The 14,100-nt window shown below is 67.3% G+C and carries 13 protein-coding genes; 3 read left to right on the plus strand and 10 right to left on the minus strand.

Translation table 11 applies throughout. The annotated features are described in order from the left end of the window. Nucleotides 1-7 precede the first annotated feature (7 nt). The 3 genes from QSJ18_RS05165 to QSJ18_RS05175 form a co-directional block, all read right to left on the minus strand. Entirely contained in the window at nt 8-943 is a 936-nt protein-coding gene (locus QSJ18_RS05165) for a sugar phosphate isomerase/epimerase family protein (RefSeq protein WP_286325194.1), read from the minus strand. Continuing rightward, nucleotides 940-2,610 (minus strand): hypothetical protein, encoded by a 1,671-nt coding sequence (locus QSJ18_RS05170; RefSeq protein ID WP_286325196.1) that lies wholly within the window; start codon nt 2,608-2,610, stop codon nt 940-942. The genes QSJ18_RS05165 and QSJ18_RS05170 overlap by 4 nt, the downstream gene beginning before the upstream one ends. A 210-nt stretch (nt 2,611-2,820) precedes the next feature. Next, nucleotides 2,821-3,756, minus strand: coding sequence for a Ppx/GppA family phosphatase (locus QSJ18_RS05175; RefSeq protein ID WP_286325197.1), 936 nt, complete (start codon nt 3,754-3,756; stop codon nt 2,821-2,823). A gap of 141 nt (nt 3,757-3,897) precedes the next feature. Here QSJ18_RS05175 and QSJ18_RS05180 point away from each other — a divergent pair, with 141 nt between their 5' ends. Beyond that, nucleotides 3,898-4,740, plus strand: coding sequence for a hypothetical protein (locus QSJ18_RS05180; protein WP_462475993.1), 843 nt, complete (start codon nt 3,898-3,900; stop codon nt 4,738-4,740). Nucleotides 4,741-4,816: 76 nt separating this feature from the next. Here the strand turns inward: QSJ18_RS05180 and QSJ18_RS05185 are convergent, their stop codons facing one another. The 7 genes from QSJ18_RS05185 to mshA form a co-directional block, all read right to left on the minus strand. After that, entirely contained in the window at nt 4,817-5,506 is a 690-nt protein-coding gene (locus tag QSJ18_RS05185; protein ID WP_286325199.1) for a response regulator transcription factor, read from the minus strand. 13 nt (nt 5,507-5,519) lie between these two features. Next, a complete protein-coding gene (locus QSJ18_RS05190) occupies nt 5,520-6,803 on the minus strand; it encodes a sensor histidine kinase (RefSeq protein WP_286325200.1) in 1,284 nt (427 codons plus the stop codon). 334 nt (nt 6,804-7,137) lie between these two features. Then, a complete protein-coding gene (locus QSJ18_RS05195) occupies nt 7,138-7,464 on the minus strand; it encodes a GNAT family N-acetyltransferase (RefSeq protein ID WP_286325201.1) in 327 nt (108 codons plus the stop codon). 132 nt (nt 7,465-7,596) lie between these two features. After that, entirely contained in the window at nt 7,597-8,343 is a 747-nt protein-coding gene (locus QSJ18_RS05200) for a phosphoglyceromutase (RefSeq protein ID WP_286325202.1), read from the minus strand. 87 nt (nt 8,344-8,430) lie between these two features. Beyond that, on the minus strand, nt 8,431-10,038 hold the full coding sequence (locus QSJ18_RS05205; RefSeq protein ID WP_286325203.1) for an AMP-binding protein: 1,608 nt from the start codon (nt 10,036-10,038) through the stop codon (nt 8,431-8,433). 63 nt (nt 10,039-10,101) lie between these two features. Then, nucleotides 10,102-10,716 carry a type III secretion system chaperone family protein gene (locus QSJ18_RS05210; RefSeq protein ID WP_286325204.1) on the minus strand — a complete coding sequence of 205 codons (615 nt, stop codon included), beginning with the start codon at nt 10,714-10,716 and terminating at the stop codon, nt 10,102-10,104. A 31-nt stretch (nt 10,717-10,747) separates the two neighbouring features. Beyond that, a complete protein-coding gene (mshA, locus tag QSJ18_RS05215) occupies nt 10,748-12,082 on the minus strand; it encodes a D-inositol-3-phosphate glycosyltransferase (protein WP_286325205.1) in 1,335 nt (444 codons plus the stop codon). A 110-nt stretch (nt 12,083-12,192) separates the two neighbouring features. Here mshA and QSJ18_RS05220 point away from each other — a divergent pair, with 110 nt between their 5' ends. Together QSJ18_RS05220 and QSJ18_RS05225 are read left to right on the plus strand one after the other, a co-directional pair. Continuing rightward, nucleotides 12,193-13,497 (plus strand): cytochrome P450, encoded by a 1,305-nt coding sequence (locus QSJ18_RS05220; protein ID WP_286325206.1) that lies wholly within the window; start codon nt 12,193-12,195, stop codon nt 13,495-13,497. Then, nucleotides 13,494-14,090, plus strand: a complete 597-nt coding sequence (locus tag QSJ18_RS05225; protein WP_286325207.1) for a TetR/AcrR family transcriptional regulator — start codon at nt 13,494-13,496, stop codon at nt 14,088-14,090. The genes QSJ18_RS05220 and QSJ18_RS05225 overlap by 4 nt, the downstream gene beginning before the upstream one ends. Nucleotides 14,091-14,100 lie beyond the last annotated feature (10 nt).

Here is a 14,100-nt window from a genome sequence, read left to right on the forward strand (position 1 = left end):
CCCGACGTCATCGGGCGGGCGGCGGCACGACCGAGCGAGCTACCTCGTCGTGCTGATCCCGTTTCAGGTGCCGCCGGGCAAAATCTAGCGAACGACTCAACAGTGCGCCGCGCTCGGGTTTGGTCCGTGCGCCGGTTGTGTGCACTTCGAGGACAACCGCGCCGGCGAAATCACTGGCGGCGAGTTTGCGACAGATCTCGGCGCAGGGTTGCCCACCGTCCCCCGGGATGAGGTGCTCGTCGGTGGACGCACCGAGCCCGTCGGCGAGGTGCAGATGATTCAGCCGGGAACCCATCCGGTCGAAGAGCGCCAGCGCATCGACGCCCGCGGTCGCGGTATGCGACAGGTCGAGGGTGTAGTTGCGGTATCCGTCGTCGGTGGGGTCGATGGATTTGCCGAACGCCGACGCCGAACGGCCAGGACCGCCGCCACGGCGGTTCATCCGCTTCACCGACCCCTCCCCCGCCCCGAAGAGGCGGTCGGCGCGCATGGGAAACATATTCTCCACGGCGATCGCGACGCTGCTGTTGTCCTCGAGTTCGATGACCGTGTCGTCGAAGGCCGTCGTGTAGGCACGCTGCCACCGGAACGGCGGATGAACGACCACCGTCGCGGCCCCCAGATCCTCGGCCGCCTGTACGGCCCGCGCGAGTTTGAGAATCGGGTCCCGGCCCCACACCCGCTGAGTGATCAGCAGACACGGCGCATGGATCGACAACACCGGCAGCTGATACCGCTCGGAAAGGTATTCGACGTGCCGGATGTCCTGGCTGACCGGGTCACCCCAGACCATGAGTTCGATTCCGTCATAACCGAGTTCGGACGCGTACGCGAAGGCGGCCTCGGTATTCTGCGGATATACCGACGCCGTCGACAAGCCGACGGGGATCTCGGGCCGGGATGGGTGGCGCGTCACCGGCAGGCGGACCACCTCGTCGGTCATCGACTCGCCAGCAGAACCAGCGGACCGATCGTCACCAGCAACCCGACCCCGAGGGCGAGCAGCGTCGACACCAGGTCGCGACTCTTGTGCACGATGTGGGCGAAGGTGACGATGCCGAAGATCACCAGCACCGCCAGGATCAGCGCGAAGTAGACATTCCACTTCCACAGTTCGGTGAAGCCCCAGAACAGGCCGACGCCGACGACGAGTCCACCGACGACCTGTGCCGCGATCAACGCCCAGGCGAATGCGGGCGAATGCTCATCCTCGACGGTCGACGCGCCGTCCTCGGCGGCTGATTCGTTCTCAGCTGCCGATTCGGAACCCACCGATTCGATACCGCGGGCAGTCGATGGGGTGTCGATCGCCGGTACCGGACCACTCTCCGCCGTATCCGCCTCGACGTCACGATCGGCGACCGCGGGACGCGCATCATCGGCCGGCTCGGGCTCGGCGGACGCCTCGGGTGCTTTCGTCACCGGTGAGATCGGCCCGGTCTCGTCGACCGTCAGCTCGGTGCGGACCGGCTCGATGCTGATCGTGTCGTCGGTGACCTGAGTGTCGTCGGTGACCTGAGTGTCATCGGTGACCTGAGTGTCGTCGGCGTACTCCACCTGCGGCTCGACGTCGCCGGCCGGGGCCTCTTCGGCGATCACCGGATCCGATAGGTCATCGGCGGTCTCGGCGTGCGCCGCCTCCGCGGCCGCCGCACGCCGGGCCGAGCGGTCCCCGCGGGTCACCGGCCCTTGAGGCGGCGTGGACTCCTTCTTCGCCCGCCGGAACCAGCCGCGTTTCGGCTTCTCCTCGGCCGGCTCCTCTTCGACGTCGGCGAAAGAACGGTAGGCGTCGAAATCCTTGATGTCCTCGACGAAACTCGCGTCGTCCCGGATGCGCAGGGAACCGGTGTCGGTCCGCTCGGCCTCGCCCGGGCCGTCCTGCTCCTCGTCGGTGGTGTCGAGCGCATAGGAGACCACGTCGTCGGATTCGACGACGACGAGATCATCGTCCGGCCCCTCCACCACCGGGATGACCCCGGTGACCGCATTCGCCGATGCCGCGTCGGCGACATCGTCGTCGGTCTGCTCGTCGACCGGATGCGCACCACGGGTGGTCGCACCCAGCCGCTGGGCCAACGCGTCGGAACTGAAGTCGCGGGTGGCGGGAGGCGCCGTCACCGGACGGAAACCGGGCATACCGCTCGCGGTCCGCATGTCGGAGATCGGACCGGTCCGCTCCACATCGGTCTCCGCCGCATCCGCGGCCCGATCCGACCGGCCCACCCGGTCGACGACCGCACGGTCATCGGACTGCCTACGCGCGAGCGGACTGCCCGATCGGGGGAAGGCCGCCGGACGAGGTTCCGCCGGGGCCGGGTCGACGGGTCGGCGCTTATCGGCGGTCGGCGCGGCCGGACTCGACTGGACCGGACTCGACTGGGCCGGAGTCGACGGGGCAGCGGGCGCGTTCGGGGTCGCAGGTGCGGAATCAGCGGGAATACGTGGGATCTCGCCGGTCAGTTCCGATACCGAGACGGCACCGTCGCGTCCCGCGCGCCGACGTCCACGGGATTCGGCGCCCCGGCCCGCAGGGCCGTCCGAGCTCTGCGACCGTGCCAGCAGTTCGGCCACCGAGATGGGCCGGGAATCGGGTCCCGATTCGTTCGCCATGAAGTGGCTCTCCGTCCTCGACTACTTGTGTTCTTCCGGCCGCCGCGCGGACCTTGGGTCACCGGGCCACGCACTCGGGCACCGGGTTGACAACGCCCCGATCGAGGTCGCGGTTCCCGCGCGGCATTCGGTTGCGATCAATCACCACGCTACGACCAACCGACCAAGCTCCGACCAACCGCCCAAGCTCCGACCAACCGACCGCGCCAGTCAGCCGTTGGTCGGCTGCTTGTCGAGTCGCCGCAGGATCACACCCTCGCGCAGCGCCCAGGGGCAGATCTCCAGTGTATCGACTCCGAGGGACCGCATGGCCGCCTCGGCGACCAGTGCACCGGCGACCAGCTGACCGGCCCGGTCGGCACTGACACCTTCGAGTTCGGCACGGTCGTCGCGGGTCATCCGGGAGATGAAGGCGATCAGCTGTCGCAACCCGCTCGCGGTCAATTGCCGCTTGACCCGCGGCCCGGCACTCGACGGCGCAGCACCGGTCAGCCGGGCCAGCGAACGGAAGGTCTTCGACGTGCCCACCGCGATATCCGGTTTGCCGGGCGCCAGCAGTTCCTTGGCCGCAGGCCTCAGCTCGGCGTCGAGCCAGTCGCGCAGCACCCCGATCCGTCGCCGGTCGGGCGGATCGCCCGGCAGCCAGTCCCGGGTGGTGCGCCCCGCCCCGAGCGGCAACGAGAGCGCCACGTCGGGTTCTTCGTCGACCCCGTTGGACATCTCCAGTGATCCACCGCCGATGTCGAGGGCCAGGATCCGGCCGGCACTCCAGCCGTGCCAGCGCCGCACCGCCAGCGAAGTCAGCCGCGCCTCGTCGCGGCCCGACAGCACCGTCACCTCGACACCGGTCTTGTTCGCCACGTCGGCGAGTACCTGATCGGAGTTCGTGGCGTCGCGCACCGCGGAGGTCGCGAACGCCATCACCTGTTCGCACCCGGAGCTGGTGGCGATGTGGGTGAACTCGTCGATCGACTCGATCAGCTTGATCGCCGCGCGGTCGTTGAGCCGACCGTCGGGGTCGATCTGTTCGGCCAGCCGTAGCACCGCCTTCGTCGAGCTCATCGGTGTCGGATGGCCGCCGCGATGGGCATCGACAACCAACAGATGGACCGTGTTGCTGCCGACATCGAGAACACCTAGACGCACAGATACAAAATAATGCGTGCCCGATTCAGTCGTTGCATTCGGGTGTGGCAAAAACGACCAGCGATCGCATCCGTTCTGATGCGCGCGCGACGCCGGTTGGCGGTTACCGTGGTGGACGTGACTGTTGTGTCGTCGTCGCCCATGCGTAAACCAGCTCCCGAGGTCGACCTCGACTTCCCCCGCGAATGGTACGAATTCGCCGATCCCGACAACCCCGAACACGTCATCAACGCCGACCTGACCTGGCTGTTGTCGCATTGGACGTGTGTGTTCGGCACCCCCGCGTGCCAGGGCATCATCGACGGTCGTGAATCCGACGGCTGCTGTAGCCACGGCGCCTATCTGTCCGACAAGGACGATCGGAAGCGACTGGCGCGCGGGATGTCGATGCTCACCGCCGAGGACTGGCAGTTCTACAAGAAGGGTTCGGGCAAGGATCCGCTCGGCCCTCGCGGTTATCTCGAAGAAGGCGACCTCGACGACGAACCCGCCCTGAAGACGCGTCTACACAAGGGTGCGTGCATCTTCCTCAACCGGCCCGGCTTCGCCGGTGGCGTGGGCTGCGCACTGCATTCGATGGCATTGCGCCGGGGTCTCGAACCCCTCACCGTGAAACCCGATGTGTGCTGGCAGCTTCCGGTTCGCCGCGAACAAGAGTGGGTGGAGCGCCCCGACGGCACCCAGGTCCTGCGCACCACCATCACCGAATTCGACCGCCGCGGCTGGGGGGAGGGCGGCCACGACCTGAAGTGGTACTGCTCGGGCTCCCCTGACGCACATGTCGGGGCGACGCAGGTCTGGCAGTCCTATGCCCCTGAGCTGACCGAGCTGATCGGCGAGGCCGCCTACCAGGAATTGGCCAAGGCGTGCCGACGACGTAACGGGTTGGGGCTCATCGCCGTCCATCCGGCGACCGAGGCGGCCACGGCCCGGCGCGACACCGACATCAAATACGCCGTCTTCGACGGCGACACCGCCGACTGACCGTCAGCGGTCAGACGACCGCGGCGTCCCGACCATCGGCCAGGCCGGACCGCATCCGGTCCGGCCTGGCCGTGGCTCACGCCTCGAGTTTGTAACCCAGTCCGCGCACGGTGATGAGCTGCGCCGGATTTCCCGGGTCGGCCTCGATCTTGGAACGCAGACGCTTGACGTGAACGTCGAGGGTCTTGGTGTCGCCGACGTAGTCCGCACCCCACACCCGATCGATCAGCTGGCCGCGGGTGAGCACCCGGCCTGCGTTGCGCATCAGATATTCCAGGAGATCGAATTCCTTGAGCGGCAACGTGATCGACTCACCGTTCACCGCGACGATATGGCGGTCGACGTCCATCCGGACCGTTCCGGCCTCGAGGATCGACATGTCCAGTCCGTCGTCGACCGAGCTGTCGCCGCCACGGCGCAGCACCGCGCGGATCCGCGCGATCAGTTCGCGCGCGGAGTAGGGCTTGGTGACGTAATCGTCGGCGCCGAGTTCCAGGCCGACCACCTTGTCGATCTCGTTGTCGCGGGCGGTGACCATGATGACCGGCACACTCGACCTGGCGCGCAATGCCTTACAGATCTCGGTGCCCGACATGCCGGGCAGCATCAGATCGAGCAGGACGATGTCGGGGCTCACCCGGTCGAAGGTGGACAACGCCTGGGCGCCGTCGTTGACGACGCTCGCCTCGAATCCCTCCTTACGCAGCAGGAAGGCCAGCGGATCGGCGAGAGATTCCTCGTCCTCGACAATCAGAACGTGAGTCACCTGATGATTTCCTTCATTCCTTGGGGCCGCCGCCGGCTACGTCGCCGGTCGGTTCGGTCGGGCTGTGGGTGAGCTGTCCGGGCGGAGCGAGACCGGCGGCCGCGTCGTCGGGTAGCGGACCGGCGTCGACCTCGCCGTCGATGGCGCCCTCGATCCACGCGGAATCGGACAGATCCTCGGGGATGCACAGGGTGAAGGTCGAGCCGGTACCCGGCTTGCTCCACAGGCTGATGGTGCCGCCGTGGTTGGCCGCCACATGTTTGACGATGGCCAGGCCGAGACCGGTGCCGCCGGTGAGGCGCGAGCGCGCCTGGTCGACCCGGAAGAACCGTTCGAAGACTCGCTGCTGATCGGCCGGCGCGATACCGATCCCCCGATCGGTCACGGCGATCGCCACCATCGGGCGGCCGTCGACGCGGGTGACCCGGCGGCTGATCGACACCGAGGTGTCGGCAGGCGAGTAGGCGATGGCGTTGGCGAGCAGGTTGTTGAGGGCGGTGACCAGGAGCCGACGATCGCCGCGTACGGTGACCCCGCTCGGCTCGTCGGCGGTGAGCACGATTCCGCCGGCTTCCGCGGGTACCGCCACCGATTCGAGCGCCTCGTCGATCAGGTCGTCGATGTCCACATGGACGAACTCCTCGGTCTCGCCACCCTGCAGGCGGGACAGGGCGATGAGCTCGGCGACCAGATTGCCCATCCGTTTGCTTTCGGCCACCACCCGCGAGCCGAAGTGTTCCACCGAGTCCGCGTCGTCGGCGGACTCGAGGATCGCCTCGCCGAGCAACCCGATCGCGCCGACCGGTGTCTTGAGTTCGTGGGAGACGTTCGCGACGAAGTCGCGGCGGGTCGCCTCGACCCGCAGATGTTCGGTGTCGTCGAGGCCGTAGACGACGGCGTACCGCTCGTCGTCGTGCGACACCAGACGCGCCAGACAGCGCACCGACTCGACCTGCGGCCGGCGTACCCGGCCGGTGCTGACGAAGCCCAGCGACGAGGTCGGTGGGGTGAAGTCGAAGTGCCGCTCGGTGTCGGTGTCGAGGATGTCCTTGGCGGCATCCCAGACCGGATCGGCGAGCAGTCGGTCCCGCACCAGCCCGAGGTCGACGGCCCGGCGGTTGTAGAGGACGACGTCGCGGAATTCGTCGACCACGGCGACCGCGGTCTCGGAGTTGCGCACGATGAGGCTCAGCAGACCGGCCTTGGTCATCCGGCCGTCGCCGGTGGTCACCTGGACGTCGTTGTCGCGGAGCTCAGCGGAGTCGGGTACCGCGCGGGGAGCGCTCGCACGATCCATCGTGACGTGATGACCGGTGGACGCCCCGAGCGTGTCGGGTGTCGGGTCCGAAGACGCGGTCGACGAAGCCCGGCGGGGACCCCAAAATCGGGTGCGACGACCAACGAACACTCCGATGCAGAGCGCAAGTGCGATCGCCGCAACAACGAATGCAACGCTCACAAGCGCAGCTTACGGCCCGACCAACATCGAACGCACATCTAACGAGATTGTTCGATGGCCGTTCACGTGCTGTTCGCCACCGATCGGGCGACGATTCACCGTCTGCCCGTGAATAGCCACCCTCGGGGCATGCGTCGGCCACATTGCTGCCTCAACCCACTGCCGCTCCGACCTATTGCGGTACCGCTACCGCCATGTCGGAGTACTCGGGATGACGCTCGATGAAACGCTGCACATACGAGCAGACCGGCACCACCTGCTTGCCGTTGGCCCGGATGTCCTCCAGGACCGCCCGCACCAGCTCAGCCGCGTAACCGTGTCCGCTGTACTGCTCACGGATCACCGTATGAGTCAGCACGACCTGATAGGGCTCGGATACGTAATCGACGTATCCGACCACTACATCGTCGAGCGCGGTCACGTCTCCGGATGCCAGTACCGCTTCGTATCGTTCCTGAGCCGGAGAATGACTGATCCACACCTTCGCGATATCCGCCATGGGACTAATGTAGCGCGCGTCACACCTGGTGCGCCATGACTATCGTGTTACAGGAAATCCCACCTGCCACATGGCAGGTGGGATCTTCTTTCGGGCGTCTGGACCAGATTTCGGCCCGCGGCGATGTACCGGCTACTTCTGGCCCTGCGCCGCGACGGCGGCGGCACCGGCGGCGGCTGCCTCGGGGTCGAGGTAGTCGCCACCGGGGTTGAGCGGCTTGAGGTTCTCGTCGAGGTCGTAGCGCAGCGGATTGCCGGTGGGGATGTTCAGGCCGGCGATGTCCTCGTCGGAGATGCCGTCGATGTACTTCACCAGCGCGCGCAGCGAGTTGCCGTGCGCGGCGACCAGCACCGTCTTACCAGCCCGCAGATCGGCGGCGATCGTCTCGGTGAAGTACGGGATCAGCCGATCCACGACATCCTTGAGACATTCGGTCAGCGGCACCTGCGCGAGGTCGGCGTACCGCGGGTCGCCGGTCTGGCTGTACTCGGCGTCGGCCTCGATGGGCGGCGGCGGGGTGTCGTAGCTGCGACGCCACAGCATGAACTGCTCCTGGCCGTACTTCGCCAGGGTGTCGGCCTTGTTCAGGCCCTGCAACGCACCATAGTGACGTTCGTTGAGGCGCCAGTCCCGGACGACCGGGATCCAGTGCCGGTCGGCGGCATCCAGGGCGATCTGTGCGGTCGAGATCGCGCGACGCAGCAGGGAGGTGTACAGCACGTCGGGCAGCACATCGTGTTCGACGAGCAGTTCGCCCGCGCGGACCGCTTCCGCCTTGCCCTTGTCGGTGAGCGACACATCCACCCAGCCGGTGAACTGGTTGGACGCGTTCCACTCGCTCTCGCCGTGCCGCATCAGGATCAGGGTGCCGTTGCTCATGGCGAACAGTTTTCCACACCACCTCACACCCCCGCGATTTCGTCGTACGAACCCGCGACGATCGCGGGTTCGTACGACGAAACGGGGCTACTTGCGCAGATCCTTGCGCAGGATCTTGCCCGCGGACGACTTCGGGATGGCCTCGATGAACTCCACCGCACGAACCTTCTTGTGCGGCGCCACCTTCGCCGCGACGAAATCGATGACCTCGTAGGCGGTCAGCTCGGTATCCGGCTGCGCCACCACGAACGCCTTGGGGATCTCCTCGCCGGTGTCCTCCTCGATCACACCGATCACGGCGGCGTCGGCGATCTTCGGGTGGGTCAGCAGCAGCGCCTCCAACTCGGCAGGCGGCACCTGGTAGCCCTTGTACTTGATGAGTTCCTTGAGCCGGTCGACGATATAGACGCAGCCGGTCGGGTCGACCTGGGCGAGATCGCCGGTGTGCAGGAAGCCGTCGGCGTCGATGGTGTCGGCGGTGGCCTGGTCGTTGTCGAGGTAGCCGAGCATCACATTCGGCCCCTTCACCCACAGCTCACCGGGCTCCGACAATCCCTCCGCAGGCAACGGGATATCCGCACCGGTCGCCGGGTCGACGATCTTGTTCACCGAGTTCGGCACCGCCCAACCGGTCGACGACAACGGCGGATCCTCCTGCCCGAGTACGGCTTTGGTGTCATCCGGGATCAGATGGCTGACCGGCGACAGTTCACTCATGCCGTAGCCCTGCAGCATGTGCAGGTCCAGCCGCTTGGCGACCGCCTTGCCGAGCTCGTCATCGAGCGGGGCGGCACCGGACATCATCGAGCGCAGCGAGGAGAGGTCGTAATTGTCCACGATCGGATGCTTGGCCAGCGCGACGGCGATCGGTGGTGCGATGTAGGCGTTGGTCACCTTGTGGTTCTGGATGTTCTCCAGGAACTCCACCAGGTCGAACCGCGGCATGATCACCAGCCGGGCACGATTGAAGAGCGCCGCGTTGAGCAGCACGGTCATGCCGTAGATATGAAAGAAGGGCAGCACCGCGATCACCACGTCATCGGGTGTCATACCCTGCAGCGGCTTGAGCTGCGCGACGTTGGCCACCAGATTGCGATGGGTCAGCATGACCCCCTTCGGATTGCCGGTGGTGCCCGACGAATACGGCAGGGCGGCGATGTGGGTGTTCGGGTCGAAACTCACATCGGGGGCGGCGAGGTTCGGTCCGAGTAGATCGATCGCATTCGGATGGCCGGACGTGGCCAGCCCTTCACCGTCGAGGATGACCAGCGCATCGTCGGCGAATCCGACCTCAGCGGCCGCGGCCTTGGCCTGCTCGGCCATCGGCGACACCGTCACCAGCATCTTCGCCTGTGAGTTCCGCAGTTGCTTGGCGATCTCCGGCGCGGTGAACAGGGCGTTGATCGTCGTGGCCGCGGCGCCGGCCCGCAGAATGCCGTGGAAGACGGTCGCGAAGGCGGGCACATTCGGCGACAGGACGCCGACGACGTCACCGACACCGATGCCGCGTGCGGCCAGCGCGCCGGCCGCCGCATTGATCTGCGCGATGAGCTGACGATAGGTGGTTTCGGCGCCAGACTTCGGGTCTACGAGGGCCACCCGGTCGAGGTCGGCGTCGGCGATCGACCCGAAGAGGAAGTCATAGAGACTGACGTCGGGGATCTCGACGTCGGGGAACGGACTCGTGAAGCTCATGGCACCTCCAGGTGGGGGAAATTCGCCGCGTCAGATTATCAACAGTCGTTGTCACAATGTGACCTAGGGCATGTCCGGCCCCGGAGGTTGGTCCGAACCGGCCGGCTGCTGCGCGATCACCGACTCGCCCGGTACATATCGACCCGATAGCGGGTCCCCCGGCGCGGGTAGGGACTCCTTGTCGATGAGGTGCTCGAAGGCGAGCAGGTTGCGCAGCGACTCCCCTCTCGACACCCGCCACGCCCACTCCCGGCGGATGGAGGTGTGGAAGCCGATCTCCAGCAGCGTGTTGAAATCGCCGTCGGCGGCCTCCAGAACCTGCCCGAGTACCCGGTCGACCTCGTCGGTGTCGAGGGCATCGACCGAGATCCGCCCGACGAGATAGATGTCGCCCGCATTGTCGATGGTGTACGCGACTCCGTAGAGCCGACGATTGCGCTTGAGCAGATACCGGTAGACGGCCTCGTGGTCCTCGTCCGGCTTGCGACAGACGAATGCCTCCACGCGCACGCCGTAGCGGCCCGCGGTGAGCAGCACCGTCGTCTTGAGCTTCTTCTCGCCGGGTAGCTCGATGATCAGGTGTTCCGACTCCGCACCTCCGGAACCCTTGCGGCTGAACGTGATATCCCGGTCGGTCAGCGCACGTTCGAGCACCGCGACGACTTCGAGATAGGACATCGACAACTCCGTTCGACGAGGACGACTGAACTCAGGCGGGCAGGCGCGGACGCCGGCGCCGCCACCGGCGACGAACCCGGACGGTGGGTGAGATCTGTTCGGGCACACGGTCGGCGAAGGAGCTCATCGCCCGGCCGTAACTGCCGAGAAGTTGGTCCACGGTGTGATCCCAGGAGAACCCGGCCGCGTGGGCGGCGGCGTTGCGTCCCAGCTCGGCGAGTCGATCCGGTTGCGCGAGAACCTTTTCCATCGTGTTGGTCCAGTCACCGGCGATATGTCCGGCCACCAGCACGCCGGTACGGCCGTCGTCGACGGCGACCGACAATCCCCCGACGTCGGCCGCGATAACCGGAATCCCGCAGGCCTGCGCCTCGATCGCGACCAATCCGAAACTCTCCGAATAGCTCGGCACCGCAACGAGATCCGACGCCCGATATACCTGGGCGAGCCGGTCCGGGGCCTGCGGCGGTAGGAAGGTCACCGAATCGGTGATGCCCAGTTCGTCGGCCAGATCGATCAGCGCGGTAGGTCGATCCAGTCCCGACCCCGACGGGCCGCCGACCACCAGCACACGCAACCGTCGGCCGTTCGCCAGCCCCTGCCTGACGAGCGGGGCGGCCGCCGCGAGCAGTAGATCCGGCGCCTTGAGCGGCTGGATGCGCCCGACGAAGGTCACGATGGTCTCGTCGGGGTCCAGTCCGAGTTCGGCGCGCGCGTCGGCCCGCGAACCGGGTGAATAACACTCCAGCGCCGCCCCGGGGGTGACCACGTCGATCCGGTCCGGATCGGCACCGTACATCGAGATCAGTTCGGCCGCTTCGGTTTCGGTATTGGCCACCAGCCGGTCCGCCTCGGCGACGACTTGCTGTTCGCCGATCACCCGAAGCTGAGGCTCGGCGACGTCACCGGTCGCCAGCGAGGCGTTCTTCACCGCCGCGAGGGTGTGCGCGGTGTGCACCAGCGGCACACCCCAGCGATCGCGCGCCAACCAGCCCACCTGACCGGACAGCCAGTAGTGCGAGTGGATCAGGTCGTAGTGCCCGGGCTCCTGCCCGGCCTCGGCGCGCAACACGTTGGCGGTGAAGGCGCACAGCTGTGCGGGCAGATCCCGCTTGTCCAGTCCCTCGAACGGCCCGGCTACCACGTGCCGGACCGTCACCCCGGGCGCGGCCGCCACCGACGCGGCGTCGCGCGAGGAGGTCGCCCGGGTGAAGATCTCCACCTCGACCCCACGCTGCGCAAGCCGGGTTGCGGTCTGCCACACGTACACGTTCATCCCGCCGGCGTCACCGGTCCCCGGTTGAGCCAGCGGCGAGGTGTGCACCGAGATCAGTGCGACACGCCGCGGCAGCGGGCTGTTGGTCATTCCTCCACTCTAGAGAAGGCCACCCGCCTCCTCCGACCTCGGCCCGCGCCGCCCCGGACACCACTCCTGGAGCCCTTTACAGATTGGCCAATGTGTCTCACACTACGAACATGGCCCCTGATCTGTCAGCATCGGCACCAGCCTTCGAACTGCGGTCGGGCAGCAGTTGGGCCGATCCGTTCGCCTCCTACGCCGACCTGCGCGAGCATTCGCCGATCCACCGGGTGCCCACCACGAGCACGTCCATCGCCACCTCGGGCCACGGCACCGATCCCGGCGAATACTGGGTCCTGACCCGTCACGCGGACGTAGTGGCCGCGGCGAACGACCCGGCCACCTTCTCCTCCGCCGACGGGCTGACGGTCCTCTACGGCGAACTCGACGCGATCGGCATGCGCGACAATCCGCCGATGGTGATGACCGACCCGCCGGCCCACACCCGTTTCCGCAGCCTCGTGGCGCGCGGTTTCACCCCGCGCCAGGTCATCGAGCTCGAGCCGTTGGTACGAGAGTTCGTCGTCGACCGCCTCGAGCGGATCGACGCGGCCGACGAAGTCAATATCGTCGACGAACTGTTCAAGCCTCTACCGAGCATGGTCGTCGCCCACTACCTCGGCGTCCCCGATACCGATCGCGGACAGTTCGACGCCTGGACCGAGGCGATCGTGGGTGCAGACCCGACCGGCGGTGCGGCCACGATCGCATCGGGCCCAGGCGACGACGATGCCACCGCGACGGCGGCCGCCGCGGCCACGGATCTCCTCGGCTATTTCGCACAGCTCATCGACCACCGTCGCGACCACCCGGGGACCGACACCGTCTCGCATCTGGTCGCCGCCGGGCTGGGCGACGATCCGGCCGGAACGCTGTCGATCCTGGCTTTCACCTTCACCATGGTCGCCGGCGGCAACGACACCACCACCGGGATGCTCGGCGGGAGCGTCGCCCTGCTGTCCGAGTGTCCAGATCAGCGCGACCGGCTACTGGCCGACACCTCGATGATCGGGCCGGCCATCGAGGAGTTCCTGCGTCTGACGTCGCCGGTACAGAATCTGGCCCGAACCACGACCCGCGACGTCGAGTTCGACGGGCCGGCCGGGCCGGTCACCATCCCGGCCGGCCGCAAGGTACTGCTCTGTTATGCCGCGGCCAACCGTGATCCTCGGGTGTTCGGCGCCGACGCCGACCGGCTCGACGTCGGCCGCAATCCGCGCAACATCTTGACCTTCAGCCACGGCGCACACCACTGCCTGGGAGCCGCTGCCGCACGCCTGCAGGCTCGGGTCGCACTCACCGAGCTACTCACCCGATTCCCCGATTTCACCGTCGATGTCCCCGGAATTCGCTGGGCGGCAGGCAATTACGTACGACGCCCCACTCACGTCGGGTTTCGGCCAGAGCCGGGCCTGCGGTGAGCGACTGGCTCGCCGACGACCGCGCCGAGCTTGCCTCGGCGCGCATCCTCGACATCGCGGGCGCACTCTTCGAGGAGCACGGGGTGCGCGCGGTGACCATGCGCGATGTCGCCCGGGCAGCAGGATGTTCGCGGCCCACCCTCTACCGATACTTTCCGGGCCGAACCGAGCTGCTCGCCGCCTATGTCGAACGAGCAGCCACCGCGCTCGCGGGCACGATCGCCGACGCCGACAGCATCGGAGGACCGGTGGCCGACCGGTTGTTGGCCGCGATCCGGGCAGCACTGACCGGCGTCCGCGCCAACCCGGCCCTCGCGGCGTGGTTCACCCCCGATGCGGCCGGACAGTCGGCCCACCTGGCCCTGTTCTCGCCGGCCATCGAGCAGATCACCCGCGATTACCTCGCCGAACTCGTCCCCGACGCCACCGAGGAGGACCGCCGCGAACGAGCGCGCTGGCTGGTCCGGATCATCGTCTCGTTCCTCGGTGACCCAGCCTCCGCCGATCCCACCGCGGCCGATCCCACCGCGGCCGACGACACCGAGGACCGACTGCTCCGTCGATTCGTGCTGCCCGTCATCCTCGACGCCTGAGCACTCCCGC

Source organism: Gordonia heveisoli, from assembly GCF_030315745.1.
In the GTDB taxonomy this organism is placed as follows: domain Bacteria; phylum Actinomycetota; class Actinomycetes; order Mycobacteriales; family Mycobacteriaceae; genus Gordonia.